At 39.4% G+C, this 19,568-nt stretch carries 18 protein-coding genes, 1 tRNA gene and 1 pseudogene; 12 read left to right on the top strand and 8 right to left on the bottom strand.

The genetic code is table 11. From position 1 onward, the window contains the following. Positions 1-8: 8 nt before the first annotated feature. The 5 genes and pseudogenes from NMG86_RS14560 to nadB all read left to right on the top strand — a co-directional run. Positions 9-737: pseudogene (locus tag NMG86_RS14560) on the top strand (heterocyst differentiation protein HetZ); the annotation flags it as partial. Further along, the gene (locus tag NMG86_RS14555; RefSeq protein ID WP_026797938.1) at positions 730-1,764 is read left to right on the top strand and encodes a hypothetical protein; all 1,035 of its coding nucleotides are present in this window, start codon (positions 730-732) and stop codon (positions 1,762-1,764) included. The pseudogene NMG86_RS14560 and the gene NMG86_RS14555, both read left to right, overlap by 8 nt. Positions 1,765-1,879: 115 nt before the next feature. Then, positions 1,880-4,225: a transglutaminase TgpA family protein gene (locus NMG86_RS14550; RefSeq protein WP_026786354.1), complete on the top strand. Its 2,346-nt coding sequence runs from the start codon at positions 1,880-1,882 to the stop codon at positions 4,223-4,225. Positions 4,226-4,809: 584 nt separating this feature from the next. Continuing rightward, positions 4,810-5,265 (top strand): photosystem II complex extrinsic protein PsbU, encoded by a 456-nt coding sequence (psbU, locus tag NMG86_RS14545; protein ID WP_373282717.1) that lies wholly within the window; start codon positions 4,810-4,812, stop codon positions 5,263-5,265. A 232-nt stretch (positions 5,266-5,497) separates the two neighbouring features. Further along, a complete protein-coding gene (nadB, locus tag NMG86_RS14540) occupies positions 5,498-7,210 on the top strand; it encodes an L-aspartate oxidase (protein WP_026797937.1) in 1,713 nt (570 codons plus the stop codon). Here nadB and NMG86_RS14535 read toward each other — a convergent pair. The 4 genes from NMG86_RS14535 to NMG86_RS14520 form a co-directional block, all read right to left on the bottom strand. Further along, positions 7,207-7,431, bottom strand: coding sequence for a hypothetical protein (locus NMG86_RS14535; protein ID WP_026797936.1), 225 nt, complete (start codon positions 7,429-7,431; stop codon positions 7,207-7,209). The genes nadB and NMG86_RS14535 overlap by 4 nt on opposite strands. 282 nt (positions 7,432-7,713) lie before the next feature. Beyond that, on the bottom strand, positions 7,714-8,580 hold the full coding sequence (locus NMG86_RS14530; RefSeq protein WP_026797935.1) for a DNA adenine methylase: 867 nt from the start codon (positions 8,578-8,580) through the stop codon (positions 7,714-7,716). Positions 8,581-8,823: 243 nt separating this feature from the next. Beyond that, entirely contained in the window at positions 8,824-9,726 is a 903-nt protein-coding gene (locus NMG86_RS14525; protein ID WP_337587934.1) for a metallophosphoesterase family protein, read from the bottom strand. Positions 9,727-9,801: 75 nt separating this feature from the next. Continuing rightward, the gene (locus NMG86_RS14520; protein ID WP_026797933.1) at positions 9,802-10,680 is read right to left on the bottom strand and encodes an alpha/beta fold hydrolase; all 879 of its coding nucleotides are present in this window, start codon (positions 10,678-10,680) and stop codon (positions 9,802-9,804) included. Between the two features lie 136 nt (positions 10,681-10,816). Between NMG86_RS14520 and speB the strand changes: the two genes are divergently transcribed. Further along, positions 10,817-11,719 (top strand): agmatinase, encoded by a 903-nt coding sequence (gene speB, locus NMG86_RS14515; protein WP_043936961.1) that lies wholly within the window; start codon positions 10,817-10,819, stop codon positions 11,717-11,719. A gap of 81 nt (positions 11,720-11,800) precedes the next feature. Here speB and NMG86_RS14510 read toward each other — a convergent pair whose 3' ends face one another. Further along, positions 11,801-12,868 (bottom strand): Gfo/Idh/MocA family protein, encoded by a 1,068-nt coding sequence (locus NMG86_RS14510; protein WP_026786363.1) that lies wholly within the window; start codon positions 12,866-12,868, stop codon positions 11,801-11,803. Positions 12,869-13,448: 580 nt separating this feature from the next. Here NMG86_RS14510 and NMG86_RS14505 point away from each other — a divergent pair. The 5 genes from NMG86_RS14505 to NMG86_RS14485 all read left to right on the top strand — a co-directional run bounded on the left by NMG86_RS14505 (position 13,449) and on the right by NMG86_RS14485 (position 16,802). Next, positions 13,449-13,934, top strand: coding sequence for a hypothetical protein (locus NMG86_RS14505; protein WP_026786364.1), 486 nt, complete (start codon positions 13,449-13,451; stop codon positions 13,932-13,934). Positions 13,935-14,069: 135 nt separating this feature from the next. Continuing rightward, entirely contained in the window at positions 14,070-14,264 is a 195-nt protein-coding gene (locus tag NMG86_RS14500) for a hypothetical protein (RefSeq protein ID WP_026786365.1), read from the top strand. A gap of 28 nt (positions 14,265-14,292) precedes the next feature. Next, a complete protein-coding gene (locus NMG86_RS14495; protein ID WP_036831322.1) occupies positions 14,293-15,339 on the top strand; it encodes a M42 family metallopeptidase in 1,047 nt (348 codons plus the stop codon). A gap of 122 nt (positions 15,340-15,461) precedes the next feature. Continuing rightward, positions 15,462-15,534, top strand: a tRNA-Glu gene (locus NMG86_RS14490). A gap of 251 nt (positions 15,535-15,785) precedes the next feature. Further along, complete coding sequence (locus NMG86_RS14485; RefSeq protein ID WP_026786367.1) at positions 15,786-16,802, top strand: aldo/keto reductase; 1,017 nt, start codon at positions 15,786-15,788, stop codon at positions 16,800-16,802. A gap of 67 nt (positions 16,803-16,869) precedes the next feature. On the opposite strand, the gene NMG86_RS14480 is transcribed toward NMG86_RS14485, so the two are convergent. Further along, positions 16,870-17,532, bottom strand: coding sequence for a hypothetical protein (locus NMG86_RS14480; protein ID WP_026786368.1), 663 nt, complete (start codon positions 17,530-17,532; stop codon positions 16,870-16,872). Positions 17,533-17,718: 186 nt separating this feature from the next. On the opposite strand from NMG86_RS14480, the gene NMG86_RS14475 reads away from it, so the two are divergent. Beyond that, positions 17,719-18,258, top strand: coding sequence for a GIY-YIG nuclease family protein (locus NMG86_RS14475; RefSeq protein ID WP_026786369.1), 540 nt, complete (start codon positions 17,719-17,721; stop codon positions 18,256-18,258). A 218-nt stretch (positions 18,259-18,476) separates the two neighbouring features. Here the strand turns inward: NMG86_RS14475 and NMG86_RS14470 are convergent, their stop codons facing one another. Next, positions 18,477-18,986 (bottom strand): hypothetical protein, encoded by a 510-nt coding sequence (locus tag NMG86_RS14470; protein WP_052338735.1) that lies wholly within the window; start codon positions 18,984-18,986, stop codon positions 18,477-18,479. Between the two features lie 44 nt (positions 18,987-19,030). Beyond that, positions 19,031-19,435 carry an NIL domain-containing protein gene (locus NMG86_RS14465; RefSeq protein WP_026786370.1) on the bottom strand — a complete coding sequence of 135 codons (405 nt, stop codon included), beginning with the start codon at positions 19,433-19,435 and terminating at the stop codon, positions 19,031-19,033. Between the last annotated feature and the right edge of the window lie 133 nt (positions 19,436-19,568).

Genomic DNA, 19,568 nt, shown 5'->3' with positions numbered 1-19,568 from the left:
AAGTCCCATTAGAACTAGCGGAATATATGGCATTTACGGAACGCTACGGTAAACGGCGAATTCCTTTAGCTAGAGGTCGGAGTCAACAATTGATTATTTTAAGAGCGCAAACCTTCTCTCAACAACAGCCTAAAGAAAGTTTTGTCGATTTAGAATTAGCCGCCCAGGGCGGAGGGAGTGAATCAGATACTAACAATCATGATTCCTTCCTCGGACAAGTTCGGGCTGCTATGGTCATCGAGTCCAACGAATCAGAGTCCGACTCTTTGCGTCAAACCGTCGTAGAGGAACTAATTGCTTATTTAGAAGAAAACAAACAACCCGATTGTGCCGACTATTTTGCCTTGCGGTTACAGGATTTACCGACCCGTGAAATAGAGGAAATTCTCGGATTAACACCTCGTCAGCGTGATTATTTGCAGCAACGATTTAAGTACCATCTACTGCGATTTGCTTTAGGACACCGTTGGGAATTAGTTCACCAATGGTTAGAAGCAGATTTAGAACGGGATTTAGGGTTATTACCCCATCAATGGCAAGAATTCCTAAATCAAATCGGGGCGAATGAACAGCGTTTATTAAGTTTAAAACAGGAGGGATTATCCGAGGTAGAAATTGCTAAGGTTTTAAATTGTAAAACCACTCAAATTCAAAAACGTTGGTTTAAGTTGTTAGAATTGGCTTGGGAAATCAGGAATCATTCGGTATCCGGAGCAGGGGCATCTAGTGATGAATAACGAAACAAACCAAGACGAGCAAGCGTTTGAACGCCGATTCTTTGACGGGTTGTTACAAAAAGACTTGTATGGGCGGGATACTCCCGTCCCTACCTCTGATTCGGCTGAGGAGGAATTAAACCCCCATACACAGCTTGATCAGAGTTGTGAGGTGGAAAACCTAGAGTGGGATGAATTAGATCCCCTCGATTTTGAGGAGCAGCTTTTCCGCCCGGAAAATCAATATTCAGCTATAGGAGAGATAGAAATTGTGAAAAACCGATTTGAGACCGTTTTAAGAGAAAAACTTAAAGCCAGAATTGAGATGAACCCACCCCTGTTTCCGTGGGAACCGATCGGCACTGACTTGCTGAATGAGTACCCTGACGTATTTAGAGAAGAACAGGTTCCCGCTACTCATTTATGGATGGCTCATCGACAACAATTGAGATGGTCGATGCCCCTACCCGATCAGGTTTTTGCTCAGTTACTGGCTCCAGTGTTTACTCTACTACAATCTGGCCTACGAGAAGGAGCAAAATTAGTTCAGGCCGTGGAAACTTTATTTCCTAACGAGTCCCAACCCTTGAATGAATTAGCAGGTTTAGTGATTCGAGGTTCTTTACGGGGATCTTTAGATTTAAGGGAGTCCCAACCCTGTTATGAAACAGCGACTCCTGAACAACAAATGGTGTTATTATTATTAGCTGCTCAAGAACTTCTGAATACTTTAACCCTCAATTGTCGTTTGAATCAATCGACGGTTCATCAGGAATGGTTAACAACTTTAGGGCTATTTACCGTTGATGTTGACTATGTTGAAACTGAGTCTGGTACAAGTTTGAAAATCCGGGGTGAATTTCCCGATGGCGGACGCTTACAACTATTAGGAAATGACAGATCAGTAACCGCAAAACGCAATTCCCCCGGATGTTTAACCCTGGAATTGACTAACCCTGAACCGAACCAGATTTATCGACTTCATGTTTTATTAGATAGTGAGGAGCAAAATCCCCTCTGTTTTGCAATCATAGGGAATAGGGAATAGGGAATTACGAATTACGAATTACGAATGGGGAACAACAACAACAGATTGAAGTTTAGGTCAGATTAAGTTAGAGTAGGGTGGAGCATTTAACCCCCCTAATCTTCAAATCGAAACGATGACAAATTCAATCCCTTTGATTAGTCAATTATGGCGACGGATTGAAGCCATACCAAAGCCAATTCCTGAAGATTCCCTTTGGCTGCGGATATTGGTGCAGTTATTAGTGATTGCCGGGATTATTGCCACGGACGTCGCTATTGAAGAACCCCTGAATTTATGGGCAATTCCGGTTAGCATTGTCGGAGCAACTTGGAGTTGGTTTCGTCGTTACCATCGCAATGTGCCTGTTAAATTTTGTATTGCTATTGGGATGTTAATTGCCCTGGCTGCATTTTTTGGGCGACTGTTTGGCGAAATGAATGATACGCGGTTAGCCTTAGCGAGATTATTAATAGAATTACAGGTTTTACACAGTTTTGATTTACCCCGGCGTAAGGATTTAGGCTATTCGATGGTGATTGGATTAATTTTAATGGGAGTAGCGGGAACTCTCAGTCAAACCTTGGCTTTTGGGCCTGTGGTGTTAGTATTTTTGGCTTTAGCTTTACCAACATTAATTTTAGATTATCGCTCTCGTTTAGGGCTGGGGGAGATTCAATTTAACTCTAAAAAAACACCCCAGCAACCCGGAAGTGGAATAAATTTTAAATCTTTAGGAATTATTTTTTTAGTAGTTGTTGCTTTGGGATTAACTATTTTTACCGTTCTTCCTCGGTTTCCTAGCTATCAGTTAAGAACTTTTCCGGTCAGTTCTCCAATTGATATGCCCCCCGGACAATTTAATGGACAACGCATTCTCAATCCGGGTTATGTGTCTTCGGGAAATAATAATAATAATAATTCGGGTGCAGGTGGCACCGGATTAAATCAGGAAACGGGGGCAGGAACTCTTAATGATACCTTCTATTATGGATTCAATACCAAAATTAATCAGAATTTACGCGGCAATTTAAAGCCACAAGAAGTATTAAGGGTGCGATCGCAAGCCCGGGGATTTTGGCGGGTTGTAGCTTTTGATCGTTATACTGGAGAGGGATGGGAAATTTCTCGAAATAATAGAGCGATCACTTTAAGACGTCCCCGTTGGTCATATCAATTCAATCTATTTCCGCCAATCACTAATGCCAAGACTCAAGAAGTGATTCAAAGTTATACCGTACTTCAACAGCTTCCTAGTTTAATTCCGGCGATGAATAAACCGAATGAACTCTATTTCCCGACGGAGGAAATTGCGATTGATCCCGATGGCAATTTGCGATCGCCTTTAGAATTACGAGAGGGCATGACCTATACAGTGGTTTCTCAAGTTCCCCTGCGCGACAGGGTACAATTACAAGCCGCTTCTAAAAACTATCCTCCAAATATCAAAAAATACTATTTACAAGTTCCAGATCAAATTAAAGAGCAAGTCAGGAAAAAGACGGAAGAAATTCTAGCCAGTGTGCATCAAGTCGCCCAAAACAAAAAACCCTTAGATTCCAATTATGAAAAAGCCTTATATTTAGCCCAGTATCTCAAACAAAACCCTAACTATAAATTACAGGAAGAACCGCCGTTTTTAAGGGAAAATGAAGATCTAGTAGAAGCGTTTCTTTTTGGTTATCAAGATAGTCCCCCCGGAGAAAAAATTACCGGGGGCTACCCCGATCATTTTTCCACGGTTTTAACCATGATGTTACGTTCAATTGGAATTCCGGCGCGTCTGGTAGCGGGGTTTAACCCAGGAGAATTTAATCCGTTTACGGGATTATATGTGGTTAAAAATACCGATGCTTTTGCGATGACGGAGGTATATTTCCCCGAATATGGTTGGTTTGGTTTTAACCCTATTCCTGGGATGGATTTAATTCCGCCTTCGGTGGAAGAAGATCAAACCTTTAGTGCCTTAAAAGCCTTTTGGAATTGGGTGGCTGGTTGGCTACCTTCTCCATTGGCGAATGGATTACAAGCGATTTTAGGCCGTTTAATTTTAGGAATATTCCAAGTAATTAGCTGGTTTTTTAATCTGTTTACTCAAGGATGGTTGGGGATTTTTAGCGGCTTAATCGTCACAACAATTATGGCATTTTTCGGCTGGTTAAGTTGGGATTTATGGCGAGGTTGGCGCTATCGTCGCTGGTTAGCTAAATTACCCCCAGAAGAAAGTCTCTATCAACAACTTTTGCAGGTTTTAGCTAGTAAAGGATATCCCAAATCTCCCACCCAAACCCCTTTAGAATATGCCTCTTGGTTAGATCAATATCATTCAATTTCAGAATTTGAAGTGATTGATGAAATCTCTCAGGCCTATGTGGGTTGGCGCTATGGCGGAAAGTCGGTTAACCTCAAACAAATGCGACAATTATTAATTAACTTAAAATCATCCCATTGGAAACGCTTGAAACAGCGAAAATGGATTTAATACACAAAAAATGTTTTTTTGTCAAGCTCGACTCTGAGGTTCTCAACCTAGCCCCGAAAAGATTTGTACAATAGATCGGAAACTAACCAGAGTTGTAACATTAGGATTACACGAAGGATTAAGGTTTTTAATCCTTATTTTTTGAATAAGCCAAACTTCCCCAGACTATTTTTTTTGTATTATAGCACCAAACCCCGTAATTTCGTCAATAGTTGCGAATGGAATTCAATAACCTCTTGACAAAATTAGCCAAAAAAATGATTTTAATTTTAAAATTCAAAACTATAACCAGTTAAGGATAACTTAAACTTATGCCTAGCTATTTTGTAGAGATGGACGGCTGAATTTTAATTTTCACCTCCGCAACTGTTAACAAATTTTAAGAAAATTTACATAAAATCGGAAAAGGTTGACAACAGCATAAACTTAACTGTGATTTGAAATGACTTCCAAATCTGGGGTTTTTGGCTAGGGGAGCAGCCAGTTTTTCCATTGAACTATGGGACTCCAGTAGAAGTTCGTAAGATGGTAAAATACAGTCTGCTACTAAGCCTGAAAATATCAAATTCTTGTAAATGCTGTTTATGTCAGTTGGGAGAAAAGCGTTGATGAAACGATTAAGTCGCCTGTTGGCTTTGTTAGTTTTGATAGTCGGTTGCTTCGCATGGACTGGAGATCAAAATGTTTTAGCTGCAAACGTCAATGTGATGCAGTATGGGATTGTTGCTCCGCTCTTAGCAACGGAAGCCCCTCGGAAAAATCGGGTTGACGAGAAAATGGCCACCGTTCGCAATAAATTGGACTTAAATAATAGCGATCTGCGAGATTTTCGTCAATATAAAGGAATGTTTCCGAAATTAGGGTCAGTGATCATTAAGAGTGCTCCCTATAATTCCGTCGAAGATGTATTGAAAATTTCTGGTTTGACAGAAAAACAAAAAGAAATTCTGCAAAAGAATTTAGATAACTTTACCGTAACGCCTCCAGAATCTGTATTTATTGAAGGCGACCAACGGTTAAATGTTGGGGCTTACGACTAGGCCATTTGGTGAAATTCATTGTAGAGACGTGCCAAGTGCGAAACGATGCCGTTAGGCGATTGGCTCGTCCCTACCTCATGAATGAATTTAGGGGCTTGCATCCTTTGATTCTTAGGTCAGAATGTTAGGATTATGCTAACAGACCTAAAAAGTCAACATAATCCTTAAAGTTAGTTTAATATGTCGAAATCCGTCTGGACTTGAAACGAATCCTTCATTCTGGCACTGACCCATGACCTCCATTGATCTTTCCCTCCCGTCTGAGTTTCCCTTAACCTTTGATGTATTGGTGGTGGGAACCGGGGCAGCCGGATTATATACCGCCCTTTGTTTACCCAAACATTTGAGCATCGGCTTAGTCAGTAAGGATATTTTACCCCTATCAGCTAGTGATTGGGCCCAAGGAGGCATTGCAGCAGCGATTTCAACCGATGACTCTCCCAGTCTGCATTTAGAAGATACCTTAAAAGCTGGGGCGGGTTTATGTGAACGGTCGGCGGTGGAGTTTCTGGTCAATCACGCCCCTGAATGTATTCACCGTTTAGTCGAATTAGGAGTAGCTTTTGACCGCCATCAAAGCCAGTTAGCTTTGACCTTAGAAGCCGCCCACTCCCGTCACCGCGTCCTACACGCCGCCGATACAACCGGACGTGCAGTGATCACAACCTTAACAGAACGAGTTTTAGAAAGACCGAATATTAAAATTATTTCCCCCGCCTTTGCCCTGGATTTATGGATGGATGCTTCGGGTCAACGGTGTCAGGGGGTGAGCTTAATTCATGATAGTCGGATTTATTGGGTGAAGGCCAAGGCGGTTGTCTTGGCAACGGGGGGAGGAGGTCAAGTCTTTGCTCATACCACTAACCCCGCCGTTAGTACGGGTGATGGGGTGGCGATGGCTTGGAGAGCGGGATCGTTACTCCGAGATTTAGAGTTTTTCCAATTTCACCCCACGGCCCTAACCCAACCCGGGGCTCCTCGATTTTTAATTAGTGAGGCGGTACGGGGGGAAGGAGCCCACCTGATTGATTCCCAGGGTCACAGATTTGTATTTGATTATGACGAGCGGGGAGAATTAGCCCCCAGAGATATTGTGAGTCGGGCAATTTTTAGCCATTTACAAAAATTACGGCAAATCCCAGGAGCCAATAGTGAACGGGTTTGGTTAGATTTACGGTCAATTCCAACTGAGAAAATCCAGCATCGGTTTCCGAATATTATTCAGGTCTGTCAACAATGGGGGGTTGATATTCTCCATGAACCCATTCCTGTCACCCCCGCCGCCCATTATTGGATGGGGGGTATTGTTACCAATACCCAAAGTCAAACCTCTATCCCTGGACTTTATGCCGTAGGTGAAACTGCGAGTACGGGAGTTCACGGGGCGAACCGTTTAGCGAGTAATTCTTTGCTAGAATGTTTAGTATTCGGTGCTCAAATGGCATTAATTGAAAATCTCAATTTTGCTGAAACTGAATCTGGCCTGGGGGGGTCTGTTCCCGTATCCCAGAGGGTGTCACCAGCCTCCCATTGGGAAGAACAATATGCTACGATTAAAACAATTAGATCTAATTTGCCCGATGTTCTCTGGCGTAGTGCCGGGATCTGTCGCCAGTCCGATCATTTGCAGGAGGGATTAATCCAGGTGAAAGCATGGTCTGAAGAATTTTTAGCCTTACCCATCAGCCAATTTTTATCGACTCTACATCCAAATTCTTTGGCTGAACTGGAAACACAAGAAATCGCCCACAGCGACCTAAAACAGTGGGGGGAAACCCATAACTTACTGAGTATTGGGGAGTTGATTTTGAAGAGTGCAGCGTTCCGTCTCGAAAGTCGTGGAGGTCATTATCGGCAGGAATACCCGCAATCAGACCCAAGCTGGAAAGTACATACCTTAATTCAAGCAAACCAAATCTGGAAATCTTCGCCTGTCTTAGATTAGGTTCGAGAACCTGAACCGTCTCCTGCTGGGGGTTTTCCCGTATCGGGAGGAACATATTCACAGATTAACTGCGACGAGGTGTCCAGATGTTTATACAACTGAGCAAAATTGACCTGGGTAGCTGCCTCTAACTTTACCCATAAGGTGAAAACTAGAGCCACACTTAGGGGCAAACAGCTTACCCATGCGATTGTTTTTTGTAATGTCAAGCTAGAAACCATAATCGTTTTACCCCCTAATTAAACATCATATTCTTCAACCAGGGCAGCCAACGATAAGAAAACTGCCTTTGTAGTTCAAGTATATCAATTATATTCCGTAATTACACTGAGTTCTCAGGAAAAATTCTTGACAATTTCCCCGATTCTCCCGACGGCTTGCAGTCTATGAGTAATAATTGTTATGTTTTCTAAATTCACTGAATGATCAAACTCAGCCATTAACCAACTTTCTTTCTCGTTCTTGATTGATTTTAGTCGCTGTTTTTTTGTTATTCATGTATTTTAATGTTGGGGAACATAGTTTAATACTAAAATCTCATTGATTTTACCTCGTTTAAGAGCATTAGAGTTAATACTGCGGGTTGCAGAAACGATTTTTGTTGTTTTTTGATAATCTTTATACAAATCTAAAATAAAATCTGTTGCTGAATTACTCAACATTACATAACATTCTTTTTCTGTTAATTCATCAACCACTTGTTTTAAACGTCTTTGTTCATTTTGATTAAAGCCATTAATATCATATCCGGTGAAAGAAGCGGTATTAGAAACAGGATCATAAGGAGGATCAAAATAGATAAAATCGCCTTTGTTTGCCTCTTTGACAGCTTCGGCAAAATCAATATTTAAAAAAGTTACTGATTTTTGGTTTAAATAATCATTAACTCCTCTTAATACAGCTTCGTCTAATATATTGGGATTTTTATAACTACCAAAGGGAACATTAAACTGTCCTTTAGAATTAACTCTAAATAATCCATTGTAACAAGTTTTGTTTAAATAAATAATTCTAGCAGCTTTTTGAATATCAGAAAATTTATTATACTGTTTTAAACGATCTCTTTCACGAAGATAATCAAAGTATTCTTTGGAATTTTTCGCTTTGTGAACTTTTAAAACCTCAATGAGTTCTTCAACATTATCTTTAATCACTCGATAACAATTAATTAATTCCCTGTTACTATCATTAACAATTGCTTGTTTCGGCTGTAACTCAAATAAGAGTGCTCCTCCCCCCAAAAATGGTTCAAAATATGTAGTTTTACCGATATTTTTAGGAAGATATTTGAGAATTTCAGGTAATAATTGCCGTTTCCCTCCTGCCCATTTTAAAAATGGTTTAACCAGAGGATTTTTTTTTGCATTCACATGGTCAGTAATTCCTCAAAATTTTATTAACATATTTCATTTTAACTTGAATTGAAATTTTAGTCAATATTTTGATTTAAAATAAAAATATGGATGTATTCTATAAAATAGATAGGGTAATTAAAGTCTATAGTTTAGAAGCCAATCAAAGAACATTCATAATTATTTTAGAGGATTTTGGGGCATCTTCCTTAACTCAATTTATAGGGAATTTAGGTTATATCTTCCCAGTTTACTATTGGTTTATAAACGAATAATTCCTTGATCAAATACTTGATCATTCGTATCAATTGCCTGAATTATCATCCGATCTGCATAAACCTCAATCGCAGTAAATCCATGGGTTGAGGCGGCTTTTGCTGTCCACTCCGAACTTCCTACAGGACGTATATTCGCCCCTCCATTACCATTAACTAAATAAGTTATACCATGAATAGGTTGGGTACGTTCATAATTATGTTCATGACCATTCATATAGAGTTGAACCCCATATTTTTTAAATAAAGGAGTTAAGCGATTAATCAATATTTTGTTCACACCATATAACCCAGAAGAATACATGGGAAAATGACTATAAACAATTTTCCAAGGAGTTTGATTCCGTTGAAGTTGGTCTTCTAACCAAGGTATTTGTTTATCCCAATCGGCATTATCATTTGCATCTAAAACAAAAAATTGTACAGGATCATATTTGAATGTATAGTAACGACCCTGCATATTAAATAAAGGATAAGTCACTTGTCGATTACCATTTTCTGTTCTGATATCATGGTTTCCTAAACAGGCATAAAATTTAACGCTTTGTTCCAGTAAAGATTGATAGGGTTTTTCAAATACATCCTTGATTTTTTCAATTTCACCATTAGTATAAATATTATCTCCGAGTAAAGTAACTACTTTAAAAGGATGATTTTGATGATAGCGAACCATAGCATTTGCGACTTCATATTGTCCTGTTTCTCCCGTTCCTACATCTCCAATAGTGACAAAACGAAATAGGGGTTTATCTTCAGGTATAGATGCGATTTCGTAGTCGTCGCCTTGCGGCATTGCACCGTTTTCCTGGGAAATTTGTTGTTTAGGAATCTCAGGAAGGCTCAGGATTTTTCGAGTAGCTCCTAATCCGATAAAACCAGCAGTACTCAAGCTCGCTAACAATAGAAATTGACGTCTTTTTAGGGACATAGTTAAGAGTGAATTAACGCATTATAGACATACTTCTTAGTATAGAGCAATCCGCTTTAATAAAATAGGATTGACTAATTCTGGGGCTTCATCTTGGGGACAATGACCGACTCCTTCTAATCTAATAAACTGTTTAACCGTTGAATATTGTTTGAATTGTTCAGCAATTTCTATCGGTTCCCAAGGATCATCGGTTCCCCATAATATTATGGCTGGACAAGGTAATCTTGGCAATAAATCCTCCGGTAATGGCCCTTGGGAATAGCGCGTAAATGCGGCAAAAACCTCAACTGCTCCTTGATCTTGGGCAGGTTTTAATAACATTTCTACCAATTCATCTGTAACAGCTTCATCCCGTTTGTAGGCTTGTAATAATACTTTTCTAACGGTTTTAGGAGTTGCCAAAAGGTTAAAAAATAATTGATTAAACCAGGAATATTTTAATAACTCTTGAACAAAACTAGAGCCATAATTTCGATACCAAGGAAGTTCGGATCTTTTGCGATCGTGTAATAATCTTAAAGAACAGTTTAATAACGCAACTTCTTGAACAATATCAGGATTATCAATAGCCGCCTGCATTACTGCAATACAACCAATGGAATTTCCCACTAAAAAAACTTTATCCTGAACAATTTCTCGACAAAAATCAGCAATTTGTTCTCCCCAAGTTTCAAAAGTATAACCCATTTCTGGACTCGGTTTCGGTTTCGCTGACCCCCCAAACCCAATTAAATCTATAGCAAAGACTCGACAATGTTTTGCTAATTCAGGGATATTTTTTCGCCAATGACCCCAAGATGCCCCAAACCCATGAATTAAAACCACTGCCGGGCCATGATCACCCTCTCGGACATAACAAATCGGGTATCCTTTCCAAATCCAAGTTTGCGGTACAGATGAAGTAGTTAACATGGGTAATGGGTAATGGGTAATGGGTAATAGGGATTTATTTTTTAACTGTTATAATTATAGCAATAAATCATTCTATCTTTTGACAAAAATGTTTCCTCTTGTGTCAAAATTAAGAGGTGTTAATTTCCGAATTAAAATGACTGCTACTATAGACTTTCTGGGTTCTGAAATTGTCCCGGAATATGAAACCGCTAAAGTTGTGATTTTACCGATTCCCTATGAAGCCACAACTAGCTATAGAAAAGGGTGCGAGAACGGCCCCGATGCTTTACTGGAGGCTTCCCATCAGTTAGAATGTTATGATGAAGAACTAGACCGAGAAATCTGTTTTGATGCGGGGATTTTTACCCATGCTCCGATTGCAGATACTCGCCATGGAAAGACAGTTTCAGACGCAGAAATGTTGCGGGTGACTCAAGAAACCCTCCAGTCTTTAATTGAACAGAAAAAATTTGTGATTTCCATTGGGGGAGAACACAGTATTACCGAAGGAGTGGTACAGGGATATCGTCAAGTATATCAAGAATCCTTTACCGTGGTTCAAATTGATGCCCATGGGGATTTAAGACATGAATATCAGGATACAATTCATAGTCATGCCTGTGTTATGCGTCGAATTGTGAATATGGGATTACCGACAGTTCAAGTGGGAATTAGAGCCATTTGTCAAGAGGAAGCTGATTTAATTAAAGAGAAAAATTTAACGGTTTTTCGGGCTAGAGAAATGGCTTTTAATCTGGATTGGATTGAACAAGCGATCGCCAGTATTCCCACAGAAAAAGTCTTTTTAACCATTGATGTTGATGGCATTGATCCGAGTTTAATTCCTGGGGTGGGAACTCCCGAACCGGGGGGATTAAATTGGTATTCTACCCTAAGATTTTTACGCCGTTTATTTCAATCTAAAGATGTAATTGGGTGTGATGTCATGGAATTAGCTCCCGTGGTTGGTTCAGTGGTTTCTGAATTTACCGTTGCTAAATTAACCTATAAATTAATTGGCTATCAAACTGTAGCAAAGAAATGGATTAAGGATTAAAAATTAGGGATCAACTGTTGAGGGTTGAGGGGAGCCGCATCGGGTGAACTTCAGCCCCAAACCTCGCTTTTTTTCCTTCCCCTAACCGATGGAAACCGTCGATGAATCAAAAAGATAGTCGGTTTCCACCAAATCCCAAGCTTTACCATCTAATGCCATTTGTTCAATTAAACTGGCTAGACGCAAGGCTTTTAAGGCTTGTTCTCCACCCACGGAGGGTTGATTTCCACCCCGAACACAACTGACAAAATGTTCCAATTCAGCGTGTAGGGGTTCAATATTACTGGTATGAACTTTTTGAATTAACCCATCTTGACGATAGAGAACTTGACCATAATCCGTAACATAATTAGCCGTGGTTTGCCGATGAATTAAAATTTCATTATTGAGAAAATCGGCTTCGGTTAAAGAATTTTTGCAATGGGCAACAATAGAACGCAATTTGCGATGGGTGACTTTACTGCTAATTAAATTTGCGATCACACCATTAGCAAAACCGAGGGTAGCGGTCACATAATCTAAATAGCCAGAGTCGGAAGCTCGGCTACCACTGGCGGTTAATTTAACAACAGGAGCCGCCACTAGATCTAACATTAAATCAATATCATGAATCATTAAATCCAAGACCACCGAAACATCATTGGCTCGGTTAGAATAGGGACTCATGCGACGGGCTTCTAATGCTAAAACTTCCTCCGTTTTTAAAACTTTACTAAATTCTTGAAAAGCGGGATTAAACCGTTCAATATGACCGACTTGTAAAATTCGCTGATAATCTGCGGCGGCGTTGACTAACAATTCTGCCTCACCAATACTCGCAGCAATAGGTTTTTCAATTAATACATGAACCCCGGCTTGTAAACAGGCCATCCCCACCGGATAGTGTAACCGAGTTGGAACTGCGATACAGACAGCATCTACTAGGGGCAAAAGGTCTCGATAATCTTCAAAAAACCTCACTCGATACTTACTCGCCGTATCAATTCCCCGTTCAACACTGAGATCGGAAACTCCCACGAGTTCCACGTCCTTGAGCATACTCAAAACCCGGGTATGATGCTGCCCCATATTACCCACACCGATCACACCAACTTGAATCGGGTCAAGGTAATTCCTTCCAGTCATAGCATTTGAATATCCAAGGGACATCCTATTTTGCACTCCTCTACTCTCCTCCACCACGGAAATTCAGCCCATTGGCTGTCCATCAGTAGTGTAAATCCATCCAGATACTATCACAGCCTTGGATTTTGTAAAGAAATTTTAATTAGAGGTTGGCAGTTGGGTTTTAGCCAGGAAGGACACACTCCCTGTGACCCCAATAACGCCCCGTTTTCGGTATTTTTGATTAATAGGTAATGGGTAATGGGCAATAGGTAATGAGTAATAGGTAATAGCAAGAGTTTACCTCCCTCTGTTCCCTCTGTTCCCTCTGTTCCCTCTGTTCCCTCTGTTCCCTCTGTTCACTCTGTTCACTCTGTTCCCCCTTTTCCCCCTTTTCCCCCTGCTCCCAAGATTGTCTTTACTTATTGTTACAAAAAGATATTTTTCTCAAAATGGCATTTACTAAAGATCCCATTTATTTTATAATTGGTTTAGCTTTAATCCAAAATTAATACCTAACCCGTCCTTAATTGAGTCAAAGGTTAGGGAAATTTCAGCGATGAAATTAATAACAAGGTTAAGTGTAAATCATGAATTCACCCTGTAAAAAAACTAGGTATTCATCATGACAGTTAGCTCATCTACACCCAAAAGGGGGAGTACCCGAAAGCGAACCGGTGGAACAGCAAACTCAAATCAAGATAATAAAACTGAAGCTGATCAGATTAAAGTAGATCTTGTTGAAAACAAACCAACTACAGATATGAACCAAGAAACGAAATTAGATATTGTGGACAAACCTGCAAAAAAAGGCTCTGAAGCCAATACTGCATCCACCCAAATTCAAGTCGGTGCGATGACGACATTTATGAATCGCCCAATTGAACATAGCCATCTTGAAATTTCAGGAATGCTATCACCAAGACGTCCTATTTTTAAAGCGAATAGTGCTAGTAATGTAGCCTTTATTCATTTAGAAGATACGGTGGGAGCCTTAGCTAATCGCCCCATTGAAGTCAGTCATTTACAAATTACCTCAATGATCATGAACCGTCCCATTGCCAGCAATGATATTGATGATCCCATGACTTTGATGGGATTTTTGGATTAAACTTCCAATTGAATCATTTTTCATAAAAATCGGGTTTCTGAACCAATGCTTATGTTTTAATTCATGAGTTCAATAGCGGAAATCCGATTTATTTTATTTATTTGTTCTCGGCTATAATTTCTATCTTAGCGTAAAATGTTTGATTCCTTAAATGACCCTTCTGTGATTTTAATTTTGGCAATTCTTCATGGTGTTATCGGTACGATCGCAGCTTTTGTGGCTCGAGAAAAAGGACGCAGTTATCCCCGATGGTTAATCATTGGATTAATTGGCGGAACCCCAGCTTTAATTGTAGCATTATTATTAAAACCTAATCCTAATAATTCTTGATGGGATAATTGAATTAAGGACAGACAAAATGGATTATCAGACTTTATTTAATACAATTGAAAACTTGGTTTTGCAACATTCTCCCAGTGGGGTAGAATCGGAAATAAATCAATGGTTGTTAGAACGATTTTCTCAACTTGGGGTAGAGGTTTGGCGAGATCAGGCGGATAATATTATTGCCAAAATTCCTGGTAAAACTTCAGAAAGAGCTATCGCCATTACCGCCCATAAAGATGAAATTGGCATGATCGTCAAAACCATTGAAGAAAAGGGACGGGTTTCGGTTAGAAAATTAGGCGGGTCATTTCCTTGGGTTTATGGGGAAGGAGTGGTTGATTTATTAGGAGATCATCAAACTCTTAGCGGTATTTTGAGCTTTGGTTCTCGTCATATTTCCCATGAATCTCCTCAAAAAGTTTACCAGGAAGAAAAAGCCTTGAAATGGGAAGATACTTGGATTGAAACCAAATGCACAACGGAAGAATTAGCAACCGCAGGAATTCGCCCAGGAACCAGGGTAGTTGTAGGAAAACATCGAAAAAAACCCATCCGAATTAAAGATTATATTGCTAGTTATACCCTCGATAATAAAGCGTCTCTGGCGATTTTATTAGCCTTAGCAGAAACCGTCAAACACCCGCCCATTGATATATATTTAGTGGCTTCGGCAAAGGAAGAAGTGGGAGCAATTGGGGCCCTATATTTTACCCAAAGACAAACCTTAGAGGCGTTAATTGCCTTGGAAATTTGCCCCCTCGCCCCGGAATATCCGATTGCAGGGGATGAAAAACCGGTGTTGTTGTCCCAGGATAGCTATGGTGTTTACGATGAGGGTTTAAACAGCCAATTACGACAGGCGGCGACCACCGCCGGAGTCCCGTTACAATTGACAATTCTTAGTGGCTTTGGAAGTGACGCTTCTATTGCCATGAAATTTGGCCATGTAGCCCGGGCGGCTTGCTTGGGTTTCCCGACTCAGAACACCCATGGCTATGAACTGGCCCATTTGGGAGCGATCGCTAATTGTATTAAAGTTCTACAAGCCTTCTGTGAAAAGGATTTCAGCCAAATTTAAAAAAGATCAAACGAATTTTGCTCAAAGGGTTGACACCGATAAAAATATAGGCTACATTAATAAAGGTGAAAGGCGAGTGACCAAAACTCAACCGAGAAAAAGTTAACCGCAAAACACCCTAAGCCCCCATCGTCTAGAGGCCTAGGACACCTCCCTTTCACGGAGGCGACAGGGATTCGAATTCCCTTGGGGGTACTAAATATAAAATAGAGCTTGGGATTATTTATTAGTCTCAGGTTTTATTTTTTGGCTTTGATTAAATAATCGATCAAACAATAGATCTGGCGACTGCTGTAACATTATTTCCCTGGGAAAAAGCGATCGCAGCCTCTTTTAAACGGGTCAAAGGAATCAAAATCCAACGAGAAGTTATTAAACCCACTAAAGTTGCGATCAGGAGAGCGACAATACTGAGTAAAATTGATAAATAAGTAACGAAATCACCTATGAAACTTACCGATTCTAGTCGTTTTCAATTCACAGAAGACTTAAATATTTGTCGCATTTTAAACGGAATGTGGCAAGTCTCTGGTGCCCATGGTCGGATTAATCCCACCGTTGCGCTCGAAAGTATGTTTAAATACCTAGACGCAGGATATACCACTTGGGATCTAGCTGATCATTATGGCCCGGCGGAGGATTTTATTGGGGAATTTAGGCGACAATTAATTTCCACCCGTGGACAGGAGGCTTTATCTCAGGTACAAGCCTTTACCAAATGGGTTCCCCGTCCGGGTAAAATGACAAAAGCCCTGGTGGAAAAAAATATTGATATTTCTCGCCAACGCATGGGAGTTGATTGTCTCGATTTACTACAATTTCATTGGTGGGATTATCGAGATCAAAGTTATTTAGATGCTTTAAATTATCTGGCGCAACTACAAACCGAAGGTAAAATCAAACATTTAGCATTAACCAATTTTGATACTCAACACTTAAAAATTATTGTTGAAAATGGGATTAAAATTGTATCCAATCAAGTGCAGTTTTCTTTAGTTGATCGCCGTCCTTTAGCTCAAATGACCGAATTTTGTCAAGGTCATAATATTAAGTTACTTCCCTATGGTGTTCTTTGTGGTGGTTTTTTATCGGAAAAATATCTGGGAAAACCTGAACCAAATGGCTTTAATTTAGAAACCGTTAGCTTGAAAAAATATAAAAATATGATCAATGCTTGGGGAGGATGGAATTTATTTCAAACTCTCTTAAAAACTTTAAATGCGATCGCCCAAAAACATCAAGTAACAATTCCTAATATTGCAGTTCGTTATATCCTAGAACAACCCACCGTTGCTGGAGCCATGGTGGGGACAAGATTAGGGCTTTCCGACCATATCAAAGATAATGCTAAAGTCTTTGAATTTAGTCTCGACTCCGAAGATTATCAAAATATTAATTCCGTTCTTTTTCAATCCCAAGATCTGATGCAAATAATTGGTGATTGCGGTGACGAATATAGATAAATCCCTTGATATTTTCCCCCACTAATCCCCCCTACGCCCCATAAAAAAGGGGGGATAGGATTAAAATTTAACGATTTTTTAACTCCTTAACCGCATTAACTAAGCGTTTAATATAAGGTTTAATTAGGGTTTGCTGTTCCGTTTGTAAGACATTAACCTGTTCAGAAAGCTGATCGATTTGTATTTGCATGGTTGCTGAATCCGTAATTGACTGATTTACAAATGCTTCTAAAGTTGCGTTTAAAGATTCTTGATCGTTTTTTTCAAAATTAAGTCCTGATGTCTCCATTGATGTTTTCAATTCATCAATTGTTTCTTGGATTAACTGAAAGCGGACATTCATAACTTCCCAATCATCTTGTCGCAGGGCATTTTTTTCTAACCCTTGAGTCACCCGTTGTAACTCCGTCAGGACATCCGTAATTGGATCAAGTTCGTTCGACTCCGAGGGTAGCAGTTGAATTTGTTGATGGAGCAATTCTACCACTGTCCTAACATCCGTAATCGCCGCATCCAGATCTTGACGCATATCCTGTTCAAACCGTTGGCGATTTACCACATTTAAAATTAAGGCCAAAGTTAGGGGAGTCCCAGCAAATATAATCGGCTGATACCATGCAGCAACGAGTGTTCCCACTGCTGTCCCCGCAATAGAAACATACTCGGCTAACTTCCACCCATCGACAGGATGGGGCGACGGTTTTAATAATTCTTCTTCACTATTCTGCATGGTCGTGGCTGACTTACTACAATCTTAGAGTTATGCTAACTCAAATTCCACAATAATCCTTAAACTGGTGCAAAAATTCTGACCGAAACCTTAATATGGAGCTTGGCTTAATAAAACTTTAGTATCCAATTTTCAGAAATCGACACCAATACCTTTAAAATCAGGGAGAAAGCATTTTTTGGATCAATGACTACTCCAACCGAAATTCCTTCCCTTAATAGTTTGGACTATATTCCCTATCTGGATGAAAATGGCAAAATTCCCGAATCAATCCAAGGTAAAATCGGAGTTTATGCTATTTTTAATTCAGATAAAAATTTAAAATATGTAGGCTATTCTAGGGATATATATTTAAGTTTAAAACAACATTTTATTCGTCAAAATCAAGGCTGTTATTGGTTGAAGTTACAAACTATTGATCGGCCGAGTCGCACTATTTTAGAAGGGATTAAACAGGCTTGGATTGATGAAAATGGTTCAATTCCTCCCGGTAATGGGGAAGATGAATCTATCTGGAATGATCCGATTCAAGTTAAACCTTTCATGACTCCAGAAGAACAAGATCAGTATCAAAAAACCGATGAAATCGGTCAAGAAAAACTGTTAAAACAAATCGCCCGTCGTGTAGAAGAACAAATTTTTGCCGAACTAAAAGCCCGAGGATTACAAGAGGAAATTCGCTTTAATCCCAAATTAAAAACCAGTGGATTATTAGATTTAAAATAATTAATTTATCGGTTGTAGGGATGGGTTCTTTTAGATCTTTGTTTATTATCTAAATCTCGATGAACCCGCCAGTACCAGTCATCAGTTATCAGTTAAAGAGTTTACAGATCAAACTTATATTTTTCCCATTACCTATCACTGATTTAAGCAGATTACGCAGATTAACACAGATTAAAATCAGTGAAATCCGTGAAATCCTCTTAAATCAGTGATCCCCATTACCCATCACGATAAGGAATATCAATACATCCTAAATGAAAGGGTAAACAAAACTGCGATTCTAAATGTCCGAAGGAAAAATAGTGATTTAATCCCCATCCTAATATTAAACCCAGGGTAGATAATATAGATAAAATAATAAAAGAGTGCCAATCTTTAAAACGGGCAGTTTGTAACTCTAACCGAGCTAAAGCTGTCGCTGAAACCATTAATAAAATATTAATAGAAACCTTAATCCAGGTCAGCATAAATACACCCAGAATAGAGATAAACACAATCATTAAAAATGTGCCTAAATCCGTTCTGATTTTCTTTAAAACAAACGAATTTAATTTATTCAATGGCAGGGTAAAGAATAAATCAATTGACCAAATTAACATTAAAAATAGACCAGAAACTAAAGAATACCAACTCGACTCAAATAAAAACCAACCAAAATGTAGACAAGTTACGAAAAGTAATCCAAAGGAAAACCAAGTAATAATTGTAATTTGTTGTTGTGATTTCATTGAAAGATTAGGATAAAAAATAAATTTTTAGATGAGATTTCCCTTCAAAGATTAGTAGAAATTGCCTGAAGGGGACAGGCTGGAATACATTGTTCACAAACAATACACCGTGAGCGAGTAAACGTCAAATAAAAGGTTTCTGGATTCAGGGTCAAGGCATCCGTCGGACAAACTCCAGTACAGAGTCCACAATCCACACAACTTTGCTCATCAATGATAATCTCCCGTCCGACTAAAGAAACTCCAATATTTTGAGTTTGCATCCACTCAATAGCCGCCTCTAGTTCATCAATATCTCCTGATAATTCTACTACTAATTTTCCGACTTGATTCGGAGCAACTTGAGCACGAATAATATTAGCAGCTACATTAAAATCCTTAGCCAATCTATAGGTAATCGGTATTTGAATAGAACGTTTGGGAAACGTCAAAGTCACTCGTTTTTTCATGTGATTAATCCTAAATTATTTTTGTCCCAGAGTCCATTTCAGAATGGGTTAGTATCGCACCACAGACTTTTATTCCTTTTATATTTCATTGACATTTCTATTTTACAACAATTTTCACAAGAACGTTAATCAA

The organism is Planktothrix rubescens CCAP 1459/22 (assembly GCA_904830895.1).
GTDB lineage: Bacteria > Cyanobacteriota > Cyanobacteriia > Cyanobacteriales > Microcoleaceae > Planktothrix > Planktothrix agardhii.
Note: the sequence above shows the minus strand (reverse complement) of the source record. Positions and strands in the feature narration are given on the sequence as shown.